Here is a 21662-nt window from a genome sequence, read left to right as displayed (position 1 = left end):
GGCCTGAGCTGCCGGGGCGGGCGTTTGCCGATCAGAGCAAGTGGGCGGTGCGGAAGGAGAACCGGGCGACGTAGGGGGCCCACTCCCGGTACTCGGCGACCTCGTCGGTGGCGCCCGTGGCGAGGGCGACGGCCTTGACGGCCGACGCCAGGCCCGGTGAGGGCAGGTGGTCGCGGACGTCGGCGAAGAGGGCGGCGAAGCCGCTCGTCGTCGGCTCCGGCTGCGGCGCGAGCAGCTCCTCCAGCACTGCGGCGCCCTGGGCGGGGTGGCCGACCAGGACGGCGAGCAGCAGGATCACCGGCCGGTAGCCGCCGGCGTGCAGCTGCCGCAGCCGTTCGCCGTCGAGGGTGGATCGTAGGAGACGGTAGGTGTTGACCAGCCGCCTCGCGGTCCGGGGTGTTCCGATGAGGGGCTGGACGGCGATGATCATCCGGTGCTCGTCGTGCATCAGCCGCAGCGCCTCCAGCTTCACGGCGACGTCCGGGTCGGGCACGTCGATCAGCCAGACCTGCACGGTGCCGTCCTCGCAACCGGTGGCGAGCCGGCGGCCGTCGGGTGAGAAGGCCATGGCCGTGACGGTCGTTGCGGCGGATTCTTCGGTGCGCAGGTCGCCGGTGTTCAGGTCCCATGCGCGGAAGCGGGAGCCTGCGGCGGCGCCGAGGAGCCCGGAGGTGCCGAGGGCCAGGGCGGTGACGCCCGAAGGGGGCGGCTCGGGGATGGGGAGTGACGTCGGGGGAGCGGTACCGGAGAGGGCCCAGAGGCCGAGGACCGTGCCGTCGCCGACGAGAGCCAGGAATCGGCCGTCGGGGTCGGTGACCGCCCGGTCGACTCGGGCGGGATCGCTCCGGAGCGTCGGCTCGCCGTCCGGACCGAGCCATGTGACGGCGTCCGGGTACTGGATCACCGCACCCGCTGCGGTGAACGCCAGTAGCCGGCCCGGGGCAGCGTCGTCGAAGTCGGCTGAGTCGGGTGTACGGCCGAGCGGCAGCGTGAGGTGGGCCGCGGACTTCCTCGCGGTCTCGACCCGCGTCAGCCCGACGGCGGAACCGTTCGCGGAGAAGACCGCCTCCAGCTCGACGTCGGACGACGGCGGGAACGGACGACCAACCCTGTCGACGACCTCGCCGGTACTGGCGGCGGCCAGCGCGATGCCGTCGTCGAACCATCCGGTGAGCAGCACGCGTCCGTCGGTGGTGATGCTCGCAGTGCTGAGGTCGCTCCGGGCGATCTTCTGCTGGAGTTCGAGGTCCCCCCGTGCACGGGGGTCCCCGAGATAGAGGCGGGTCGATTTGTCGACCACCATCAGGAGCGGCCGGTCGCCGCTGAGGCCGAGGGCCACCACCGGCTTCTCGGCCCGGTAGCGGACCAGTTCCGTGGCGGGGACGGAGGGCGCGGTCCGTCTCGGCGGCTGAGGCTCGCGGGTGGGCGGCGGTTCGGTGACCCCTGGCTGTGGACGCTCGTCCGTGGGCGGTACCCGCCTGTCGCGCGTGCCGGGCGTCATGGGTACCGGGAGGACGCGGTCGGATGCGCCGTCCGGTTCCGCCGGCAGCGATTCGCCCAGGTCGGCCTCGACCAGGCGGGCGTACCCGGCTTCCGACATGGGCGCGAGACAGACCGAGATCTGGAAGATCTTCTCCAAGTAGTTCTGCGGCGTGGACGCCCAGTGCCGGGTGTCCTCCCAGCCGGCCACGGGCGACTCGCCCGCGCCCAGGACATCGCTGTAGTGCGCCTGGACCGAACGCAGGAGCCATCGCGAGTCGACGCCGACGACCACCACGAACAGCGGGAAGGCGAGCAGGAGTTGCACCGCCTGGAGCACTTCCACGACGCGGGCGGGCGGGCACCGGTCGAGGTCGTCGATGTACAGGACGATGCGTTCCAGGTCGGCCGGCGAGGACGGCGAGCGTGCCTTCGGAGCGGACGCCGGCGTGAGGCGGCGGCTGAGCTCCTCCAGGTCGCGGCGCAGCACCGCCATCAGGCCCTCGTTGCGGCGGTACTCGTCGTCGCTGAGACGCTTCATGGCGTACGCCTGGACGCTCCTGGACTCGTTCAGGGTGCGGAGCTGGTCGTCGAGCGAGGCTATCTGCTCGGTGGTTTGGGCGATTTGGGCGTTGAGCTTCTCCTCGCGGGCCCGCAGGGCGATGCGACGGCGCTCGTCCACCCGTGCCACCAGGGGCTCGACCTGCTCGACCACCCCGCGCAATCGGTTCAACGCGGGCCCGGCAAGTCGGAGCCCGGCGGCGCCGCAGAGCAGCAGCGGAGCGAGCGCGGCGACGCCGGAATCCAGGGCGTCCACCAGGAGCCAGCCGAGGAGCGGACCTGCGACCACGGCGAGGACGAACGCCGCCAGCAGCGACAATCGGGTGAGGAGCTGGCCCCGGCGCAGCAGGTACCAGGCCCGCCGTGTGATGTCGGCGGCCTCGGAAACGGTCCGCAGGTCCGCCCGGTCGACCTGTGCGACGCCCGCTTGCTCCAGTGCGGTTCCGACCTCGTCGAGGGCCTCTTCCGTAGCGTCGTCGGCCTTCTGCCTCAACGTGTCGATGGTGAGCAACTGCCCGACCGCAATCCGCTCCTCGACGGCGAGATCGCGGGCCAGCTTGTCGAGTCCGTGCTCGGCGCGGTCTCGCAGGCCCTCCAGCTCCGCACGAAGGGCCCGGACCGAGGGCAGGTCCTGTACCAGGTCGTCGGTGTCGGCCTCGGTGGCCGCCAGCCGGTCGAAGATCACGGAGCCCAGGCCGGCCCAGAGGTTGGCGTCCAGGTAGTGCCAGGCGTTGAACTCGATGGCGCACACGCCGCTGCAGAGGCCGGACTCGACGCCCTGCAGCTCGGCCCGCCGCGACCGTTCGGCCAGCCGGTCGAGGCCTTTGCGCATCTCGGACATGAAGAAGGACTTGCCGGTTCCCCAGTCGCCGAAGAGACCGATGGACAACGGTGGTTCGATGTTGCGAGCCATGATCAACTGGCAGAGGGTGTCCACCTGGGCGGAGATGCCGAGCTGGTCGGGGCCCCGGACGGTGTCCGCCGCGTATCCGGCGTGGAGGGCGGGAGGCGGCGGGGGCACGGCTGGGGTCTTCGTGAGGGGCCAGATGTGGGCGCCCCGGTCGTCGCCGATGACTACGACGGTCTGGCCATCGACCTCAGCGGCGGCCAGGGAGAGGACCGCATGGCCAGTCTGTATCTCGGCCAGCTGCTTGCGGCGGCCGGCGTCCCACACACGCACGATGCCATTCGCTCCGCCTATGGCGACCCAAGGATGCCGCGGTAGAGAGACCGCCGCGTGGATCGGGCCTGACCACGAGGGGCTGACGTCGACAGGCTCACCGCTTTCCGGATCCCAGATACCGAGTTGCCCGTCCTGGCTGCCGCTCACGACCAACTGCTGGCCGCCGAGTGTGATCACTGCCAGAGAGTTCACGGACCCGTTCAGGCGTCTCAACCAAAGGTGGTTGCCGGTTTCGATATCCCACGCTGCGATGGTGCCGACCGAGCTCCCCGAAACGATGCGCGGGCCGACGAAAGCGACCGCGTTCACGGCCCCCTCGCGGGTCTGCGTCACCCTTAGCCCGGGGGCACCTGTCTGGTCCCTGACCTGGATCGACCCGTCGTCGCTTGCCGAGCACACCAGCCATCGCGAGTCGGCGGTTGAGGTGGCCAGCGCGTTGACCGGGTGGTGTTGCTCCCAGAGCGTGCCACGGGGAAGGAGGTCGCGGTAGGAGCGAGCCTCGACGGTCCCGCGCCGGCTGGCGCAAATCAGCAGGCCGGAACCGGGCGGTTGCACGAGTCCTCGGACGGTATTGGCGTTGGTCCGAGCCAGTCGCTGGCCGGTACGGAGATCGAACAGACTGATCAGGGAGTCGCTGCCCACCGCGACGACCGGCCGTCCGTCATCCAGTTTGTAGGCTGCGAGTGACCGCGCCCGGCCGGTGTCCGGTAGAACCGTGACCACGAGCGGTGTCGGTGGTGTGGCCGTCGCGTCATAGGCCGGGTTCGGGAAGAACGGGAAAGGTTCTTCGGCAGGGCCGTCGAGCCAGGTAAACCCCGACTCGAGACTGATTTCCGTTGCGAATGCGTCGAACGGCACGAAGCGGATGTCCGAACCGAGTGCGTGTCCGTCGTCGAGTACCTTGGTCAGAGCTGTAGTGGTCGCCGTGGTGAGGGCCCCGTTAAGGACGGCGTTCTCGGGGCCGGTTCTGGCGACTATCCAGGTGCGTGCTCCTTCGCGGTTCAGGTCCGGATCGCCCACATCGAGATCGAGAAGGAACAAGGTGCCGGCCGTGTCGGCACGGTGTGAGGCGTGCTGGATCCATTCGTTGACGGACGACAGTCGTCCGTCGGCTCCGAGCACGGAGAGTGCCCCAGACCGATCGACGACGCTGTGGCTGAGCACGTGCACGACGAGGGCGTCATCGCTGCCGGCGGCCTGGATGGCTTCGCGGACTGCGGCAGAGATCTTTCGGGCCGTGCCGTCAACCACCATCGAGACCTCGTAGCCGAAACGACCGAGCACGTTGGCCAACTCCGTCACTCGGGAACTGGCGGAGGTTAACCGCTGGTCGTCGCTGGGGGGAGACTCGTCGGCGATCTCGGCGTCGGAATCCGCGAAGCGCCCGCCGACGACGAGGATGAGGAGGGCCCGTCGCATGGATATCGCCTCCACCTCCCAGTCTGGCGACATCCTGGCACCTGTGGAACCCCGCAATCTGGCTCCGCCGTTCGGGGGCCGGGGGCGGGGTGGGGGAGACTGGGGGGTCCGACGGGGCGGCGGGGGCTGGGGCTTCCGCCGATGAGGAGCAGGGGAGAGCGACATGACCACCGAACGGATCGCGCCGCCGCTGACCGGGGGCGAGCGGGAGATGCTGCGCGCATTCCTCGACTTCCACCGGGCGACGCTGGCGATGAAGTGCGACGGCCTGACCGACGAGCAGCTGCGGCTGCGGTCCAGCCCGCCGTCCACGCTGTCGCTGCTCGGGCTGGTCCGGCACATGGCCGAGGTCGAGCGGACGTGGTTCCGCCGGGTGATCGACAAGGAGGACGTCGCCTTCGTCTGGTCCCCCGAGGGCGACTACCAGGTCGCGTACGACGCGACCGGCGCCGACCGGGCCGAGGCGTTCACGGCCTGGCAGCAGGAGGTCGAGCACGCCCGGCGGATCGAACGGGAGGCGGAGTCGCTGGACGTGACCGGCTACATGCCGAGGTGGGAGTCGGACGTCTCGCTGCGGCTGGTGATGCTGCACCTGATCCACGAGTACGCCCGGCACAACGGGCACGCCGACTTCCTGCGCGAGGCGATCGACGGCGAGGTCGGCGCGTAGGACCGGCGGTCCGGGGGCGGCCCGGGCGAAGTTTTTTCCGGAACCGCTGAACCGGAGGGCGCCGCTCGGCCGTCCTACCGGGTGGCGGTCACGCCACCGGCGCCCGGCTCCCCCGTACGGGCGCCGGTTCACGTTTCCCGGCCGGGCCCGGGCCGCGCGTCACCAGCCCAGCAGGAACGCCCGCTGCGCCAGCCCGGCCAGGACGGCCCCGGCCGTGGCCTCCGGCGCCGCCGGCCCGGCGTCCACCGCGTGCCGCTCCAGCGGGCCCAGCGCGCCGAGCCCGGCCGGGGCGTCCGGCGAGCGCAGCAGGACGTAGTGGAGGGCCGCTCCCGTGGTGCGGCTCTCCCGGCGGAAGGCGTCCAGGGCCGCGGGCGGGACCGCCGCCTCGACCACCACCTGGTAGCCGCCGGTCGCGAAGGCGAACGCGGCCTGGGCGGTGGCCGCCAGGGCCGTCGTGTTCTGCCGCCGCGCCTCCGGCAGGTGGGGCGGGACGTACCCCTGCCGGACGGCCCGCTGGAAGTCGTCCACCCGCAGGTGGACGCTCGGGTGGAGGGCGTCGGCCAGCAGGGGTGCGACCGTGCCGCTCCCGGCCCCGGCCCCGGCCGGGTCGGCGAGGACGACGACGCCGCCGGCGCCCCGGCCGCCCCCGAGCTCCGGCCCACCTACGGTCGTACGGTTCACGGCTGCTGGTCCTCTCGCGGGCCGGGGACGGACGGGGCCGGGGCAGGATCGGGCCCGGGTACGGACAGCCGAGCGCCTCGTCCCTACGACTGACTACGGTCGGAGATCAACCTAGTCCACGGCGGTGCCCCGAGTCGTCCCCTACCGCTCCCCGGACTGCTCATCGGACTGTCCCTCCGGCTGTCCCTCCGGTTGTTCGGCCGGTTGTTCGGCCGGTTCCCCCGCGCCTTCGCCCGCCATACACAGCACGATCGGGTTGGTGAGCGCCGCCATCGGACCCCACGGCAGCTCGGGGCCCATCGCGTTGCCCCGGCCCGGCGAGCCGTCGGCCCGGGGGTGGCGGACCTCGGCCCGGACGAACGCGGCCAGCGAGGCGGTCGTCCGCCAGACCACCGTGCCCGTGCCGTCGGCGGGCAGCGACTCCTGGTGCAGCTGGCCCTCGTCGGTGAGGAAGCGGACCGTCCCGCCCGGCACGCCGGAGACGTCGAGCCGGACGTCCACCGGGGCGTCCGCGGGGACGGTGAGCCGTTCGCCGATGCCCGCCTGCCGGCCGTGCCCGGTGGCGGTGAACTCCAACCGGACGGCGGCCGATTCGGCCAGCCAGCTGCGGCCGGCCCGGAGGCCGTCGAGGACCGCGTCGCGGGTGAGGTCCTCGGCCCTGACGACGGTGTGCGGGGAGCCGATCACCTGCGGGGCGCTGTGCGCGTCGCTGTTGCCCACGGCCGGCAGCCAGGACCGGCCCTCCCGCAGGGCGGTCGCGAGCTGCGCGTCCCAGCTGTCGACGGCCGACTCGTCGTCGTACGTCCACGGCCCGTTCCAGACCTCGACCGCGTCGGCGTCCTGGTACCCGAACTTCCACTGGCAGGCGACGTACGGGCAGTACGGGTGCGCGGGCACCACCAGGCCGCCCTGGCGGCGGACCTGCCGGGCGAAGCGCGGGAACGCCTCGTCGCGCGAGCGGTAGCGCCATTCGACGAACTGCCCCGGCCGCAGGCCCAGCGCCAGCCAGTGCCCGTTGCGGGTGGTGACCTCCTCGCCGAGCACGATCAGCAGGTCCGGGCCGGCCAGCGGGCCCCAGACCCCGTGCGAGGAGGTGGTGTTGTGGTCCGTCGACACGATGAAGTCCAGCCCGGCGGCCCGCGCACCCGCCGCCACCTCGTCCGGCAGCCGGCGGCCGTCGGAGTGCACGGTGTGCAGGTGGCAGTCGCCCCGGTACCAGGCGCGCCCGCGGCCCCGGGCCCGCTCCGGCGGGTACGACGGGGTGAACTCCGGGCCCGGCGCGCCGGACCGGAGCGTGATGGTGACGTGGTAGTCGAGCCCCTGCGGCGCCACCTGGTACGGGCCCAGGACGACGTGCCACCGGCCCGGGCGGACCGGGCCGGGGAGGTAGCCGGGCGTGGCCCGGTCGCGGGCGACCGTGAACTCGGTGCGGAACCCGCCCGACCAGCCGCGGAAGCCGCGCCCGCCGAGGCCGGTGCCGCGCTCGTCGAAGAGGCCGACGTCACAGGAGTTGCCGGGGGCGCCGGCGGGGACGGGCGGCTTGTCGTAGCCGTAGGAGACGGCGATCTCCCGGACGCCGTCCGGGACTTCGAACGGGAGGTAGACGAAGTCCGGTGCACCGGTGGGGAGATGGCCGGTGAGCGTGATGGTCCGGTCGGGTGCGGGCTCCGCCGCGAAGGCCGGACCGGCGCCGGCCGCCAGGCCGAAGGCGGTCACGGCGCCGGTGGCCAGACCGGTCCGCAGGAGGTCGCGGCGGTCCAACTGCGGTCGCTCGGCGGCGGGTTCGTCACTGGCGGTCATCGGTGGCCTCCGGTCTCGGACGGCGGCGGGGCGGGCTCCCGGCCGGCTCGCCCGCCTCCCTACCCGCGCCGGTGAACCCGCGGTGAGCCGGGCCCCACCGGCGTGCGGCGGGTCGGTGAAGGGGGCCGGGAGAGCTGTCAGGCGGCGGGCACGTCGACCGGCACGGCCAGCACCTGCCCGGTCCGGGCGCCCTCCGGCGTCGGCCACTCGGCGGCGGTCAGGAAGAGCGTCCGCCCGTCCGGACCGCCCAGCGCGCAGGAGAAGCAGCCCCGGTCGAGCGTGATCCGCTGCACCACCTCACCGCCCTCGCGCACCCGGACACAGCAGCGGCCCGGCACGTCGGCGAACCAGACCGCGCCCTCCGCGTCCAGGCTGATCCCGTCCGGCGCCGACCCCGGGACCGCCGCCCACACCCGCCGGTCGGTGAGGCCGCCGTCGGGCGCGATGGTGAACGCGGTGAGCCGGCCGGCGTACGACTCGGCGACGATCAGCGTGGTGCCGTCCCCGGCCACCGCCATGCCGTTGGGGAAGGCCAGCCCCGCCGCCACCGGCCGGACGGCGCCGGCCGGCGTGACCAGGGCGATCAGCCCCGGCCCGGGTGTCTCGCCGCCCATCAGGTCGAACCCGATGCAGTTGACGTAGGCGTTGCCGCGCCGGCGGTCCACGGCCACCTCGTTCCACGGCCGGTCGCGCACCGGCCGCAGGTCCGCGAACGGCGCGAGCCTGCCGTCCGCCTCCCGGCGCAGCAGCCGGCGGTCGCCGCCGGCCACCACCAGCAGGCGGCCGTCCGGCGCGGGCAGCCAGTCGATGCAGAACGGGAACGAGGGGACCCGCTCGACCACGGTGGGGCTGCCGTCGGCGTCCACGGTGAGGAGCTCCTGCGCGCCCCAGTCGCAGACCCAGAGCCGGCCGTCGTGCCAGCGGGGGGACTCGCCGAGGACGAGGCCGGTGAGGAGCGGGGGCGGGGCGGGCGCCGGGGCGGGGGCCGGGGCGGGGGTGTCGGGCATCGGGTGCTCCCTGGGCGGGGTGCCGGGACGGGCGGGTGGGGTTGCGGCAGGTGACGATCGATCGGTTCATAGAAACAGATGATCGGAATGTCCGATATGCATGGAGGTGGGCATGTCGCTGAGTCGGCGGACCCTGCTGCTGGCGGCGGCGGGCAGCGCCCTGGCGGGGTGCCAGGCGGCCGCGAAGCCCGCCGAACGGGTGGCGGGGGCGGTGCCCGCCGCTCCGGCGCCCGCCGGGCCCGGGCCGGCTGAGCCGGTGCCGGCCGTATCGCTGCCGGCCACCTCCTCGCCCGCTTCCTCACCGGCGGGGAGTCCTGAGCCGGTGGCCGGGGCCGATGCCCCGAACCCCGTCCCGGCCTCCGCCCCCGGTGTGCTGATCGGCCGGGCCGAGGTGCTGGACCGGTACGCGGGCGTCGGGCCGACCGAGTGGGGCCTCGACGTGCCCGGGGTGATCACGGAGCTCCCGGCCGGGCAGCGGGCCACCGCGCTCACCTTCGACGCCTGCGGCGGCCCGGGTGGCTCCGGCTACGACGCCGACCTGATCGACTTCCTGCGGGCCCACGACGTCCCCGCGACCCTCTTCCTCAACGCCCGCTGGATCGACGCCAACCCGGCCGAGTTCGAGAGCCTGGCCGGTGACCCGCTGTTCGAGATCGCCAACCACGGCACGCTCCACCGCCCGCTCTCCGTCACCGGCCGCTCCGCCTACGGCATCGCCGGCACCGGCGACGCCGGCGAGGCGTACGACGAGGTGGCCGGCAACCTCGGCAAGCTCACCGCCCTGCTCGGCCGGCCGCCCCGGTTCTTCCGCTCCGGCACCGCCCACTACGACGACGTCGCCACCCGCATCGCCGCCGACCTCGGCCAGCGGATCGCCGGCTTCACCGTCAACGCCGACGGCGGAGCCACCTTCACCCCCGCGCAGGTCCGCGCGGAGGTCGACGCCACCCCGCCCGGCGCCGTCGTCATCGCCCACTTCAACCACCCGGGCGGCGGCACAGCCCCCGGCTTCGCCGCCGCCCTCCCGGCCTTCCTCGCCGCCGGCCGCCGCTTCGCCCGCCTCTCGGACGTGCTCCCCGGCTGAGCGGACGTGTTGAGCGGACGTGTTGTTCGGTCGTGTTGTTCGGACGTGTTGAGCGGACGTGTTGAGCGGACGCCCGTGGGGGCGGCCTGCCACAGGCCGCCCCCACGGGATGCGTTCGGCGAACAGCCCTACCCCCGTACCTCCACGGTGTAGTGGCGCTCGGCCTGGGCGGGTGCCGGGCCGGCGGGCGGTCCGACCGCTCCGCCCGCGGGAGCGTTGCGCAGGCTGATCTCCGTCCGGCCGGCGGCGTTCGCGCGGAAGACGAAGTAGTGCCGGCCGCCCGAACCGAGCACGCCCAGGCCGGTCTTGTCGAGGAGGCGGAGGTTCCGGACGTACTCGTCGTCCGACACCCGGACGGCGGCCGGGTCGGGGCCCGGCGTGACCACCGTCCAGTGGTCGCCCCAGGAGGGGTGCTCGTCGACCTCGATCGAGAAGAGCTGTCCGGGCCGGACGCTGAGTTCTCCGGAGGCGGCGGTGAACACCTTGCCGTGGTCGAGCTCGCCCCGGGTCGTCAGGTGGACGCCCACCGCCCCCGCCGCGACCACGACCGTCAGCGCGCCGGCGACCGTCAGCAGGAGCCGCCGACGCGTCACGACGCACCCGGCCGGTTGGTGACCCGCAGGGCCAGCACGGCCGCGACCGCGTCCAGCCAGCGGGCGACCAGCTGGTCCCCCGTCGGGTCGTGGACGACCAGGGCGGCCGCCTCCAGCCAGCCCCGGGCCGGGGCGGCCGCCGGGCCGGGCAGCGGCTCGGGCAGGGCCGCCGCGAACCGGGTGCCGCCCGCCTTGACCACCTCGCCGAGGAAGACCAGGGCGCGGGGCAGCACGCCCAGGCGATCGGCGGTGATGGCGGCGGCGACCGCGCCGTCCCCGAACAGGGCCGAGCGGTGCGGTCCCTCCGCGGGCAGGCCGAAGCGCAGCAGGATTTCGACGTCGAGCGCGGCCAGCTGGTCGTCGCTCATGGAGTGCGGGGTGCTCACAGTGGCCTCACTTCGGGAGCTGGACGTGGTCGGCGACGGGCATGTTGCCGCCGGCGGCGGCGCCCTCCATGTGGTTGTTGACGAAGTCGCTCTCGCTGACCCAGACGGTGTAGCCCCAGGGGTTGTAGATCTCCAGCTGGTCGCCGCGGTGCCCGATGATCATCATCTGGTGCCCGTCCGGCCGGAACCAGGTGTCCTCCTTGACGCCCACCGGCACCGGCTTGCCCTGGTCGACCGCCGCCTCGACCTGGGCCAGGACGTTGCGGCGCTGTTCGGCGCCCTCCAGGTCCACGGTGTGGTACTCGGCGCCGGTGTGCTGGGCGATCTCGGCGTTGGCCATGTCCTTGGACTCGTAGTTGTACCGGCCGTCCGCGATGAACTCGTGCCACGAGCCCTCGGAGTCGTAGACCCGGTTCGTCTCCTTGTCCCAACGCTCCTTCGCGGCCTGCCCGTTGTCGTACTTCGGGTCACCGGGGTGGCCGCCGGTGGTGAGCTGGAACGCGAAGAGCGGGTCGACCATGGCCCGGGCGGTGACCGTGGAGGCGGCCACACAGGTGGGGTGCTGGCCCTGGTTCCACGCGACGCCCCCGTAGCCGGTGGGCGCCTGGTCGGACGAGAGGGAGTTGAGCTGCACCGGGGAGATCCGCTGGGCCAGCCAGTTCGGGTCGTCGCCGTGTTCGTGGATCTGCGCGCCGAAGGCCTTGACCTCCTCGTAGCTGTGGCCGGCGGCCAGCGCCTTCATCAGGTAGGCGCGTTCCTCCGGGGACTTCGCGCCGGCCAGCAGCTCGTCGAACCGGGCCCGGTCCGCGTCGCTCATCTTGTCCATGAACTGGCCGGCCCGGGTCACGTCGTTGGCGGTGAGGATCGCACCGGCCCGGTCGCTGCCCATGAGCGAGGCGTCGGTGAGGACCAGCTTGTCGGCCGCGCTCAGCCCCTTGTTCTTGAACTTGCCGGCCAGCGCCTTGCCCGCCAGCCCGTTCAGCTCGCGGGCCGCGGCGCGACCGGCCTCCTCGGCCTTCACGGCCGCGTCGTGCATCGACTTGATGCCGTCCTTGGCCTTGGCGTGCGCCGAGTGCATCTTGTCGTCGTCCCAGTGCACCGGGTCGGGCGCGCCGGCGACGGTGATGTCGTGCAGCAGCTTGAGCGCCTCCCGCAGCGGGGCGTCGCCCTGGCCGTGCAGGGACTGCGCCTCGCGCAGGGCCGTGGCCAGCGTCTTCAGGTGGTCGCGCCCCTTGGCCAGGGTGTCGCGGCAGCGCTGCAGGTCGTCGGCGGAGGCCCTGACGACCTCGGCGGCCTTCTCGCCGACCTGGCCGGTCCAGGCCTCCGGGAGCCGCTCGGACGCGGTCCGGGCCACCTCCAGCTGGACCTGGTCGAGTTGACTGCCCGCATTGTGGTAGGCCGCGGCCAGTTCGCCGAGCTTTCCGGGATCACCCTTGGGTGCGTCCAGCTGCAGGGCGTCGTGCACGGCGTACTTGAGGTCGCCGGCACCCCACATGCCGTGCGACTCGTCGATCGTCTTCTTGAGGCGGTCGACCTGGGCCCGGTGGCTGCCGGGGTCGATGCCGAGCGGGTGCGCGTCGTGGTCGGGCACGGCTCACCGCCCCTGGAGGTGCTGGGAGATCTTGCCGTCCACACCGCTGTAGTTGGCCGAGGTCGTCCTGACCTTGTCGCCGAGGTCGTGCAGGGCGTCCGTGTTGACGCCCAGTTCGTCCTGCCAGGCCGACCAGAAGGCCTTGGCGGCCTCGGGCGCGCCGTACGGCCCGAAGGTGTCCTCGCCGGACATGCCGAGCCGGCCCAGCGTGTCGCGGACGGTCCCCACGTCGTTGCCCGCGGTGGTCAGCTTGTCCGCCGCCGAGTCCAGCTTCTCCGGGTGGGCGGTGAAGCCCGCCCCCGAATCGTCGCTCATTTGTCCATCCCCCGTTTCTTCCACGGCCCGTCAGAAGGCCGCCGGACAGCTTAACCGCAGTTCGGAGGGGGTCTGGCCGCTGAACGCCGCGGGGGACCGACCGTTACCGCGCGCGCACGGGAATGTTCCCGGATCGGTACGAACCGGGCGGGAACCGCATGGGTGCGGCGGGGGCCCGGCGGGCGGGATCCCCGCCGCCTCCGCGGCTACCGTCCGAGCAGGCGGGCGAAGTCCATCCCCAGGGTGCCGAGGACGGGCAGCGCGCCGAGATCGGTGATCGCGCCGACCGGGATGCTGTAGCCCTGGTTGGCCTCGCGCGGGGCGGCGGTGGCCGTGGCGGTGCCGGCCAGGACGGCGGCGCCGAGGAGTGCGGCGGTGAGGGTGGAGCGGAGCGCGGGGTGCACGGGGCCTCCTGGGGCGGGGGTGGTGAACTGACAACGCGCCGCCGACCGTGCGGTCACGTATCGTCCCGCCTTCGGCCGTTCTCGTAAAGCATCCTCACTTGTGTTCATGACAACACATCAAAGGTCTGGACCTCATCCTCCGGCCCGGCATAGCGTCCTTTTCGGGCGAACCCATCAGGGTTGAACTCCAGTGCACCCCATGTGACTTGGCTGTTGCCTGGAGTTCTCCGTACGCCGAAGTGCGTCGAAGTGCGCCGAAGTGTGCCGACGTGCGCGACGTGCGCCCAACCGCGCCGACAACCGGAGGGGAACCATGCGAGTCGTCAAGAACCTCAGGAGTCTCAGTAACCTCAGCAGCCGCAGGAGCCGCAGGGGCGCCAGGATCATGGCCGGCGCACCGCTCGCCGCCGCCGCGCTGGTCGCGCTGACGGCAGGATCGGCGAGCGCCGCGATCCCGCTCAACAAGCCGATGACCGGCAAGGCCACCTACTACAACGACGCCGGCTTCGGCGCCTGCGGTACCCAGATCAACGCCGCGACGCAGATGCTGGTCGCCGTCTCGCATACCTGGTGGACGACCGCCAATCCCAACAACGACCCGCTCTGCAAGGGGATTTCGGTCAAGGTGACGTACCAGGGCAAGACCGTCACCGTCCCGGTCAGGGACAAGTGCCCGTCCTGCGATGCCACCCACATCGACCTGAGCCAGCCGGCCTTCGCGCGGTTCGCCCCGCTCGGCCAGGGCGTGCTCAACGGCCTCACCTGGCAGTTCGTGAAGACCGGCTTCGCCGGCGAGACGATCCCGCTCTCCGCTCCCGTCGAGGGCTCGACGATCGGCTGACGAGGCTGACGCGGCTTCCCCCGGGCCGGTATCGGGCGGGACGCGTGCGGACGGCCGGGGCCAGGTGGTCCCGGCCGTTCCGCGCTGCCCGGGCCGCCCCGCACCCGCCCTCCGGCCGCGGTGGGCCTGACACTGTGCAGCGGTGGGCCGTCGGATCCTGGCAGCGTGTCGGTGGTCCGGGCGGGAGGCCGGGCGTAGCGTCCGGGGGGATCGGGGAGATCAACGAGCGAAGGCAGGTTTCCCGTGGCGCGCAACGGCGAGGACACCCCGGCCGTCAACGGCGGTGTGTCGTTCTGGTACGCGGAGAGCGGGCTGCCCGGACCCCGGGCGGCCCTGGCGGGCGACGCGGACGCCGACGTCTGCATCGTCGGCGGCGGCTACACCGGCCTCTGGACGGCGTACTACCTCAAGAAGGCCGACCCGGGGCTGCGCATCACCCTGCTGGAACGCCGGTTCTGCGGGTACGGCGCCTCCGGGCGCAACGGCGGCTGGCTGTACAACGGCTTCGCCGGCCGGTCCGCCTTCGCCCGCCGGTACGGGCCGGGTCCGGCAGCCGCGATGCAGCGCGAGATGGACCGGGCGGTCGGCGAGGTGGCCGACACCGTCGCCGCCGAGGGCATCGACGCGGACCTCGTCCGCGGCGGCGTCCTGGAGGTCGCCCGCACCCCCGCCCAGCTCGTCCGGCTGCGGGAGTTCGCCGCGGCCGAGGCGGCCTACGGCCCCGACCGCGTCCGGCTGCTCACGGCCGCGGAGACCACCGGGCGGATCCGGATCGCCGGCGCCCTCGGCGGCACCTGGACGTCGTACGGTGCGCGGATCCAGCCCGCCAAGCTCGCCCGCGGACTCGCGCGGGTGGTCGCCGGCCTCGGCGTGCGGATCCACGAGCAGACCGAGGTCACCGCCGTCCACCCGGCCGGGCCGGGCGGCCGCCGCGCCCGCGCCGTCACCCCGTACGGCACGGTCACCGCCGACCACGTGCTGCGCGCCACCGAGGGCTTCACCGCCGGGCTGAGCGGCGAACGGCGCACCTGGCTGCCGATGAACTCGGCGATGATCGCCACCGAGCCGCTGCCGCCGTCCTTCTGGGAGCAGGCCGGCTGGGCCGGCCGCGAGGTGCTCGGCGACTTCGCGCACGCCTACATGTACGCGCAGCGCACCGCCGACGACCGGATCGCGCTCGGCGGCCGCGGCGTCCCCTACCGCTTCGGCTCGCGCACCGACGCGGACGGCGGTACCCAGCCGGCCACCGTCCGCCAGCTGCGCGCGATCCTCGACAGCTTCTTCCCCGGCGCGGCGGACGCCCGGATCGACCACGCCTGGGCGGGCGTGCTCGGCGTCCCGCGCGACTGGTGCGCCACGGTCGAACTCGACCGGCGGACCGGGCTCGGCTGGGCCGGCGGCTACGTCGGCAGCGGCGTCACCACCGCCAACCTGGCCGGCCGCACCCTGCGTGACCTCGTCCTCGGCCACGACACCGGACTCACCCGGCTGCCCTGGGTCGGCCACACCGTCCGGCGCTGGGAGCCGGAGCCGCTCCGCTGGCTCGGCGTGCACGCCCTGTACGCCGCGTACCACGCCGCCGACCACCAGGAGTCCGCCGGCCGGCCCACCACCTCGCCCATCGCCCGGCTCGCGGACCTGGTTTCGGGGCGGCACTGAGGCACGGGCCCGGGGGCGGGCCGCGCTCGGGCGCCGGTCGGGCGGCGGTCGGGCACGGGGTGAGGCGCCGGCCAGGCGGTTGGGCACGGGGTGAGGCGCCGGCCAGGCGGTTGGGCGCGGGGTGAGGCGGTGGTCGGGCGGTGGCCGGGCGCGGGTGAGGTGCAGGTCAGGCGCCGGTCAGTGCCGCCGGTGCCCCGCCCGCCTCGCGGAGGGAGGCCGACAGGGCGCGCGCCTCGTGCTCGGTCATCCGGGGGGTCTCGTACGGCACCGCGTTGACCCACCGCTGGGTCAGCCGGGCGATCCGCTCGCCGTACCGCTCCGCGGTGACCAGGTCGCCGCGCGATCCGGCCTGCTCCGGCCCGAGGTCGGCGTGGCTCTGGCTCATCAGACCCAGCCACGAGCCCAGCCGGTTCACGTCGTCGCGGGTGCCGCCGCTCCAGTTGTTGCCCGGCATGTCGCCCACACCGATCCACTGCATGCCCAACTGCGCCGCGAAGACCGCCAGTTGCTCCAGGACCGCCAGCTTGTCGCCGCTCTGCGAGGCGGACATGGTGAACCCTCCGGCCAGCTTGTCCTTCCACGCCTGCGTCGTGAACGGCGTGAACGCCGCCTCCATGAAGGCCTTGAACACCGCCGACACGCTGCCCATCAGCGTCGGGCAGCCGAGGACGATCGCATCGGAGCGGTCGAGCAGCGCCAGCACCTCGGCATCGTGCCACCGGCCCGCGGTGACGTCCTCGGGCCGGATCTCGACGAGGTGCACCCGGGCGCCCGGCACCAGCCGCGCCCCGTCGGCGAGGTGCTCGGCGAGGACCCGGGTGTGCCCGTGCACCGAGTGGTGGACCACCGTCACCGTGACCGCCGGCGCACCGGGCTCACGGGCGACGTCGGTGTCGATGGCGATGTCGATCTCATGGTCGGTCATGTCTGTTCACTGCTTCCGGTCGTGGGGCCCTGCTCGTTGCCGTGGGGCCCTGCTTGCCCAGTCATCACACCCCGCCTACGGCACGGCATCAACGCCGGACTTCGGCACGCAGCGATCGGTCCCACCGATCGATCGCGCTAGCCTGGATCCGTGGACAGGATGGAACTCGAAGCCTTCGTCGCGGTCGCCGAAGAGCTGCACTTCGGCCGCGCCGCCGCGCGCCTGCACCGGGGGCAGCCCACCGTCAGCGACGCGGTGAGACGGCTGGAGAGCAGCCTGGGCGGGCGGCTGTTCCACCGCACCAGCCGCCGGGTGTCACTGACCGGTCTCGGCGAGGCGCTGCTGCCCGACGCCCACGCCGCCCTGGCCCAGCTGCGCCGGTTCCAGCAGCGCGGACGCTCCCTGGCCGCCGGCGACCGGGCCCGCAGCACCCTCGTCGTCGCCCACGCCGAGTACACCGGTCACCGGCTGCTGCTGCGCTGTCTGCCGCAACTACGCGACCAGTACCCGGATGTGACGATCGTTCCGGAGGCCATGCCGACCACGGCCCAGCTCACCGCCCTGCGGGCCGGGGCGATCGGGCTGGGCATCGGCTGGGCGACCGACGACCTGACCGGCGTCCGTACGAGGGTGCTGTCCACCGAGCGGTTCGTCGCGCTCGTGCCCGCCGCCCACCCCCTCGCCGGCCACGCCGAGTTGAGTGCGTCCGAGCTGTCCGCCACCGGTCTGCTCACCTGGCCGCACCAGATCAACAGCGGTCTCTGCGACCGCCTCCTGTCCGCCTTCCACATCGGCGGAGCGGACCTGCGCATCATCAGGACCGCCGGCAGCGTGCACGCCATCGCCGCGCACGTCGCGGCGGGCACCGGCATCGGCATCACCGTCGAATCCGCACTCGACCACCGGCCGCCCGGCCTCCGGATCATCCCGCTCACCGGCCCTTCGACCACCGCCGACCAGGTCGTCCTCACCGCCGCCGAGCCGTCGGACACCGCCACGGCCCTGCGCGACCTGCTGCTGCACGCCTCGGCGGAGCCGCCCGCCACCGGTCACTGAGCAGGGGAGGGGGCGGTCCGGCGCGCCGGACCCGGTCGGTAGGCCCCCGGCCGGGGGCGTAGCGAACGAAGGGGCGGAGGGGCGCGGTGGGCGCGGGCGGCTGGGACGACGACAGCGGGTACGCGGACGCGGTGCAGCGGGCCGTGGTCGCGGAGCGGGTCGGGTGGGCGTCGATCGCGGCGGCGACCGGGCTGCTCGGCTTCGTGCTGGCCGCGGCCGTGGTGGTGGTCCTGGGCGCACTGGTCGGGATGGCCTACGTCCTGTCCGCGGCGGGCTGGGTTCTGTCCGGCGAGATCCGCCGGAGTCCGCTGACCGCGTGCGGCCGATCGGGTGTCGCCGGCCGGTGCCCGTGGCGCCGCGCCGGGCGCATTCGGCTGATGCGGCAGATTTTATGCCCCGCCTAACTACTCCAATGGTGGGCAGTTTCCCGTCCGCCCGCGTAAACCGGCGAATGCCGTGCCGGGCTGGGATAGCGTCCTTGGCGCCGGGGGGTGCGCGATCAGCGTCCGAACCGCTCCGGTGAATCCGAACGCATCAGACAACGCCGTATCCTATTCGGGAGAAACCTTGCGTAATTGCCTTTCGGAAACCCGGCCCGGTGGAGTGGACGGCCTGCGGCTCGCGGTGGACTCGTTCGCGGCGTTCCCGGCCCGGGGCGGGGCGGGCATCGACGGCGTCGACGTCCCCGAGCGACTGGCGGCGGTGGCCGAGCTCTGCCGCGCCGTCGACGGGGTGCTCGACAGCCTGGTCGTCCAGGCCGCCGCCGAAGCCGCCGAGGAAGGGTGGACCGCGGCCCGGATGGCCACCGAACACGCCGTCTACTACGCCAGGTTGCAGCGGGCGCTGCTGCCCTCCGCGGCCGCCGGCCGGGGCGACGCCGGGCTGAAGAAGCAGTGAGCGCGCCGGTCCCCAACGCGCATGTCCTGACCTGCCCCACCCGGTGGAGCGACGTCGACGAGAACGGGCACATCAACAACGTCCGGCTGGTCTCGTACGTCCAGGAGGGGATCTACGACCTGTTCCGCCACCACGCGGTCGCCGTCCGGGAATCCCTTTTCCCGTCCGGATTCATCATCGCCCGGCACGAGATCGATTACCTGGAGCAGCTCCACCACCGGCCGGAACCATTGGTGGTGCGGCTGACCGTGGAACGGCTGGGCCGCAGTTCCGCCCACGTCGAGGTGAATGTCTGCCGCGATCCGCTCACCTATATGCGGGCACGCACCGTGGTGGTCGCCCGGGACCGGGAATCCGGGCGCTCCCGCCGGCTCAGCCAGTCCGAGCGGCGGTTCCTGGAGGCGTTCGCGCCGGGCGGGGCCCCGGCCGAGCTGCTGCCCCCGACGCCGCAGCGGGTGCCGGTGAAGGACCCGCGCGCCGCCGTCCCGGCCCACCGCACCCGGAGACGCTGCCGCGCCTCGGCGCACTGACGGAGGCGGTGACGATGCCGGCACCGACGACGCTGCCGGCATCAACGCTCCGACCGGAACCCCCCCGACACCCAGCGGTAACCCGATCAGCAGGGACAGAGAGAGGAGTCGGTCGCGCCGACGGCGGCAACGGAGCCGCCGGCCCCGGCGCGTCGGCACCGGGGCTCCGCCCGTCCCGGCGGAGCCCCACGGAGCCCCGTCGTCCTCCCGGCCCGGCCGTGGACGTCAGAGGTGGTCGTCGTCCACGGCGCCGGGGGCGAGTGCGGGGGCCGGGAAGACGTGGCGCGCCTCGGCGCCCGACCACCAGACGCCGATCGCGAACACGGCCGCCGCCTCCAGCAGCCCCGCCCGGTCCAGGCCGCCACAGGGGAGCGGCGAACCGCCCATCGACGTGACGAGCTCCGCCACCAGGGCCGCCGCCCCGGGATCGTCGGTGCAGAACGGGACGGCGAGCGGTGCGCCCCCGAACACCGGCTGCGGCAGGGTCCAGATGCTCTCGTGGCAGACGCCGAACACCTTCACCACCCGCGCCCCCGGCGCCGCCGCGGCGAGCCGGGCCGCACCGGAATCCCGCCCGCCGGTTGTGCTCAGGACCGGCCCGTCCGGGCCGGGCGCCATCGGCACCGTGCAGTCCAGGACCGTCCGCCCGGCCAGCTCCGCGGCCAGGCTTCCCACCAGCCCGGCCGCGACGCCGGCGGGCACGGCCACCAGGACGGCCTCGCCGAACCCGGCCGCGTCCACCAGCCCGCCGCTGCGCGCCCCGCCGGCCGCCACCGCGGCCCGGGCCGCCGCCCCGGGATCGCGGCCGCCCACCAGGACCTCGTGCCCGGCCCGCAGCCAGGCCCCGCCCAGGGCCACGGCCATCGCCCCGTTGCCGAGAATGCCGATCCGCATCGTCTGCTCCCCATGAAGTCGTGTCACGTCGTGAACGGCGAACCGCCGCAGCCAGGACGGTAGGCGGGCCGAAACACACCGCCCGGTAGGCATCGGCACGGCAGGATGGCCCTGTGGAAGAGGCGGAGGAGACCGACGGGATGGGCGGGGACGTGTTCGCGGCGGACTGCCGTGCCCGGATCGCCTTCGAGGTGCTGGCCAACCGCTGGGACAGCGTGGTGGTCTACATCCTCGGGGAGCAGGGCCCGATGCGGCCGCGGGCGATGCGGGTCCGGATCGGCGGGATCAGTCCCAAGGTGCTCAACGAGGCCCTGCGCCGCCTGGAGTACAACGGCCTGGTCGAGCGCCACCGCTACGCCGAGGCCCCGCCCCGGGTCGACTACACCCTGACCGAGGCCGGTACCGCCCTCCTCACCCCGATCCGCGCCCTCGGCACCTGGGCCGCCACCCACGCCGACGCCGTCCTCGCCGCCCAGGACCGCTTCGACCGCCCGTAGCGCCGGCCGGCGGACCTGCCCCGGGGGTGGAACGTGGACGAGGGGGAGGCGGGTCAGGTGGCGGTGGTGGCGCGGTAGAGCTCGGTGCGGGGGTCGGGGAGGCCGGTGAGGTGGACGGGGGTGGGGGTGGGGCGGAGGTAGGCGGCGTGGCCCGGGGGCAGGGGGAGGTGGTGGCCGTCGGGCGTGCCGAGGCCGGCGTGGCCGGCGGTGCAGAGCAGGATCTGCGGGGCGTCGGGGCGGTCGATCCGGACGGGAGTGGCGGTCGGGCGCAGCCGGGAGAGCCGGAACTCCGCGGCGGGGGAGGGGAAGTGCTCCTCGGCCGGGTCGGCGCCGGGGGCCCGTCCGGGGGTGAGGACGCCGGGTTCGCCGGTGCGGAACGACGTCACGGCCAGCAGGCCGTCCACGTCGAGGTGTTTGGCGGTGAGGCCGCCGCGCAGCACGTTGTCCGAGTTGGCCATCAACTCGACGCCGGTGCCGTGCAGATAGGCGTGCGGCACGCCCGCGTCGAGGGCGAGGGCCTGGCCGGGGCGGAGCCGGACGTGGTTGAGCAGCAGCGCCGCGACCAGGCCCGGGTCGCCGGGGTAGTCCCGGGCGATCCGGGCGTAGGCGACGCAGGCCGCGGTGAACGGCCCGTCGGCGGAGGCGGCCCGGCGCAGGGCCTCGGCGACGGCGGCGAGGTCGGCGGGGCCGGGGCGGACGTCGGCCAGCATGTGTCGCAGCAGTGCGGGGAGTACCTCCTCGGCGGGCCGGTGGCGCAGCGCGCGGGCCCAGGGGGCGAGCAGCGGGACGGCCAGTCCGTCGAGCAGGGCGGCCGTCCCGGCGACCGGGCGGAAGCCGCAGAGAGCCTCGAAGTCGCCGAGAGCACAGAGCAGTTCGGGCTTGTGGCCGCGGTCGCGGTAGGTCCGGTGCGGGGCGTCGAGCGGGATGCCGCGGGCCTCCTCGGCGGCGTAGCCGGCCTCCGCCTGTGCGCGGGTCGGGTGGACCTGGATGGAGAGCGCCCGGTCGGCGGCCAGCACCTTGAACAGGAAGGGGAGTTGCGGCCCGAACCGCCGCACGGTGGCGGCCCCGAGCAGGCCTTCCGGATCCGCGGCGATCAGCCCGTCCAGCGGGAGCGGCCCGGCGTCGGGGGGGGCGGGGGGGGGGGGGCGGGCGCGCCGCCCCGGCGGGGCCGCCCCCCGCGGACGGGGACG

At 73.9% G+C, this 21662-nt stretch carries 21 protein-coding genes; 9 read left to right on the top strand and 12 right to left on the bottom strand.

Going from position 1 to position 21662, the window contains the following annotated elements; translation table 11 throughout:
• Nucleotides 1-31: 31 nt before the first annotated feature.
• Complete coding sequence (locus ABZ885_RS04140; protein WP_360183140.1) at nucleotides 32-4675, bottom strand: P-loop NTPase fold protein; 4644 nt, start codon at nucleotides 4673-4675, stop codon at nucleotides 32-34.
• Nucleotides 4676-4805: 130 nt separating this feature from the next.
• On the opposite strand from ABZ885_RS04140, the gene ABZ885_RS04135 reads away from it, so the two are divergent.
• The gene (locus ABZ885_RS04135) at nucleotides 4806-5312 is read left to right on the top strand and encodes a DinB family protein (protein ID WP_360183138.1); all 507 of its coding nucleotides are present in this window, start codon (nucleotides 4806-4808) and stop codon (nucleotides 5310-5312) included.
• A 159-nt stretch (nucleotides 5313-5471) separates the two neighbouring features.
• On the opposite strand, the gene ABZ885_RS04130 is transcribed toward ABZ885_RS04135, so the two are convergent.
• From ABZ885_RS04130 to ABZ885_RS04120, 3 genes are all read right to left on the bottom strand, one after another.
• Nucleotides 5472-5993: an ATP-binding protein gene (locus tag ABZ885_RS04130; RefSeq protein ID WP_360183136.1), complete on the bottom strand. Its 522-nt coding sequence runs from the start codon at nucleotides 5991-5993 to the stop codon at nucleotides 5472-5474.
• A 141-nt stretch (nucleotides 5994-6134) separates the two neighbouring features.
• Nucleotides 6135-7793 (bottom strand): CehA/McbA family metallohydrolase, encoded by a 1659-nt coding sequence (locus tag ABZ885_RS04125; RefSeq protein ID WP_360183134.1) that lies wholly within the window; start codon nucleotides 7791-7793, stop codon nucleotides 6135-6137.
• Nucleotides 7794-7930: 137 nt separating this feature from the next.
• Nucleotides 7931-8800: an SMP-30/gluconolactonase/LRE family protein gene (locus ABZ885_RS04120; RefSeq protein ID WP_360183132.1), complete on the bottom strand. Its 870-nt coding sequence runs from the start codon at nucleotides 8798-8800 to the stop codon at nucleotides 7931-7933.
• 112 nt (nucleotides 8801-8912) lie between these two features.
• Here ABZ885_RS04120 and ABZ885_RS04115 point away from each other — a divergent pair, with 112 nt between their 5' ends.
• Complete coding sequence (locus ABZ885_RS04115) at nucleotides 8913-9884, top strand: polysaccharide deacetylase family protein (RefSeq protein WP_360183130.1); 972 nt, start codon at nucleotides 8913-8915, stop codon at nucleotides 9882-9884.
• A 128-nt stretch (nucleotides 9885-10012) separates the two neighbouring features.
• Here the strand turns inward: ABZ885_RS04115 and ABZ885_RS04110 are convergent, their stop codons facing one another.
• From ABZ885_RS04110 to ABZ885_RS04090, 5 genes are all read right to left on the bottom strand, one after another.
• Nucleotides 10013-10477 (bottom strand): protease inhibitor I42 family protein, encoded by a 465-nt coding sequence (locus ABZ885_RS04110; RefSeq protein ID WP_360183128.1) that lies wholly within the window; start codon nucleotides 10475-10477, stop codon nucleotides 10013-10015.
• Nucleotides 10474-10845 carry a hypothetical protein gene (locus ABZ885_RS04105; RefSeq protein WP_360183126.1) on the bottom strand — a complete coding sequence of 124 codons (372 nt, stop codon included), beginning with the start codon at nucleotides 10843-10845 and terminating at the stop codon, nucleotides 10474-10476. Before ABZ885_RS04105 ends, ABZ885_RS04110 begins: the two co-directional genes overlap by 4 nt.
• A gap of 25 nt (nucleotides 10846-10870) precedes the next feature.
• Nucleotides 10871-12454, bottom strand: coding sequence for a peptidoglycan-binding protein (locus ABZ885_RS04100; RefSeq protein ID WP_360183124.1), 1584 nt, complete (start codon nucleotides 12452-12454; stop codon nucleotides 10871-10873).
• A gap of 3 nt (nucleotides 12455-12457) precedes the next feature.
• Complete coding sequence (locus ABZ885_RS04095; protein ID WP_360183123.1) at nucleotides 12458-12769, bottom strand: type VII secretion target; 312 nt, start codon at nucleotides 12767-12769, stop codon at nucleotides 12458-12460.
• Between the two features lie 206 nt (nucleotides 12770-12975).
• Complete coding sequence (locus ABZ885_RS04090) at nucleotides 12976-13173, bottom strand: hypothetical protein (protein WP_360183121.1); 198 nt, start codon at nucleotides 13171-13173, stop codon at nucleotides 12976-12978.
• Nucleotides 13174-13558: 385 nt separating this feature from the next.
• Here ABZ885_RS04090 and ABZ885_RS04085 point away from each other — a divergent pair, with 385 nt between their 5' ends.
• Nucleotides 13559-14014 (top strand): cysteine/serine endopeptidase inhibitor, encoded by a 456-nt coding sequence (locus tag ABZ885_RS04085; RefSeq protein ID WP_360183119.1) that lies wholly within the window; start codon nucleotides 13559-13561, stop codon nucleotides 14012-14014.
• Nucleotides 14015-14257: 243 nt separating this feature from the next.
• Nucleotides 14258-15673 (top strand): FAD-binding oxidoreductase, encoded by a 1416-nt coding sequence (locus tag ABZ885_RS04080; RefSeq protein WP_360183117.1) that lies wholly within the window; start codon nucleotides 14258-14260, stop codon nucleotides 15671-15673.
• 166 nt (nucleotides 15674-15839) lie between these two features.
• On the opposite strand, the gene ABZ885_RS04075 is transcribed toward ABZ885_RS04080, so the two are convergent.
• Complete coding sequence (locus ABZ885_RS04075; RefSeq protein WP_360183115.1) at nucleotides 15840-16598, bottom strand: flavodoxin family protein; 759 nt, start codon at nucleotides 16596-16598, stop codon at nucleotides 15840-15842.
• Between the two features lie 159 nt (nucleotides 16599-16757).
• Between ABZ885_RS04075 and ABZ885_RS04070 the strand changes: the two genes are divergently transcribed.
• From ABZ885_RS04070 to ABZ885_RS04055, 4 genes are all read left to right on the top strand, one after another.
• Nucleotides 16758-17654, top strand: a complete 897-nt coding sequence (locus tag ABZ885_RS04070; RefSeq protein WP_360183188.1) for a LysR family transcriptional regulator — start codon at nucleotides 16758-16760, stop codon at nucleotides 17652-17654.
• 86 nt (nucleotides 17655-17740) lie between these two features.
• Complete coding sequence (locus ABZ885_RS04065) at nucleotides 17741-18058, top strand: hypothetical protein (protein WP_360183113.1); 318 nt, start codon at nucleotides 17741-17743, stop codon at nucleotides 18056-18058.
• A gap of 199 nt (nucleotides 18059-18257) precedes the next feature.
• The gene (locus ABZ885_RS04060) at nucleotides 18258-18551 is read left to right on the top strand and encodes a hypothetical protein (protein ID WP_360183111.1); all 294 of its coding nucleotides are present in this window, start codon (nucleotides 18258-18260) and stop codon (nucleotides 18549-18551) included.
• The gene (locus ABZ885_RS04055) at nucleotides 18548-19081 is read left to right on the top strand and encodes a thioesterase family protein (RefSeq protein ID WP_360183109.1); all 534 of its coding nucleotides are present in this window, start codon (nucleotides 18548-18550) and stop codon (nucleotides 19079-19081) included. Before ABZ885_RS04060 ends, ABZ885_RS04055 begins: the two co-directional genes overlap by 4 nt.
• Before the next feature lie 225 nt (nucleotides 19082-19306).
• Here the strand turns inward: ABZ885_RS04055 and ABZ885_RS04050 are convergent, their stop codons facing one another.
• Entirely contained in the window at nucleotides 19307-19975 is a 669-nt protein-coding gene (locus ABZ885_RS04050) for an NAD(P)-binding domain-containing protein (RefSeq protein ID WP_360183107.1), read from the bottom strand.
• 140 nt (nucleotides 19976-20115) lie between these two features.
• Here ABZ885_RS04050 and ABZ885_RS04045 point away from each other — a divergent pair, with 140 nt between their 5' ends.
• Complete coding sequence (locus ABZ885_RS04045; RefSeq protein WP_360183186.1) at nucleotides 20116-20472, top strand: helix-turn-helix domain-containing protein; 357 nt, start codon at nucleotides 20116-20118, stop codon at nucleotides 20470-20472.
• Between the two features lie 53 nt (nucleotides 20473-20525).
• On the opposite strand, the gene manA is transcribed toward ABZ885_RS04045, so the two are convergent.
• The coding region (gene manA, locus ABZ885_RS04040) for a mannose-6-phosphate isomerase, class I (protein ID WP_360183105.1) at nucleotides 20526-21662 on the bottom strand (1137 nt) is incomplete at its 5' end.

Source organism: Kitasatospora sp. NPDC047058, from assembly GCF_040643935.1.
Lineage (GTDB): Bacteria > Actinomycetota > Actinomycetes > Streptomycetales > Streptomycetaceae > Kitasatospora.
Note: the sequence above shows the minus strand (reverse complement) of the source record. Positions and strands in the feature narration are given on the sequence as shown.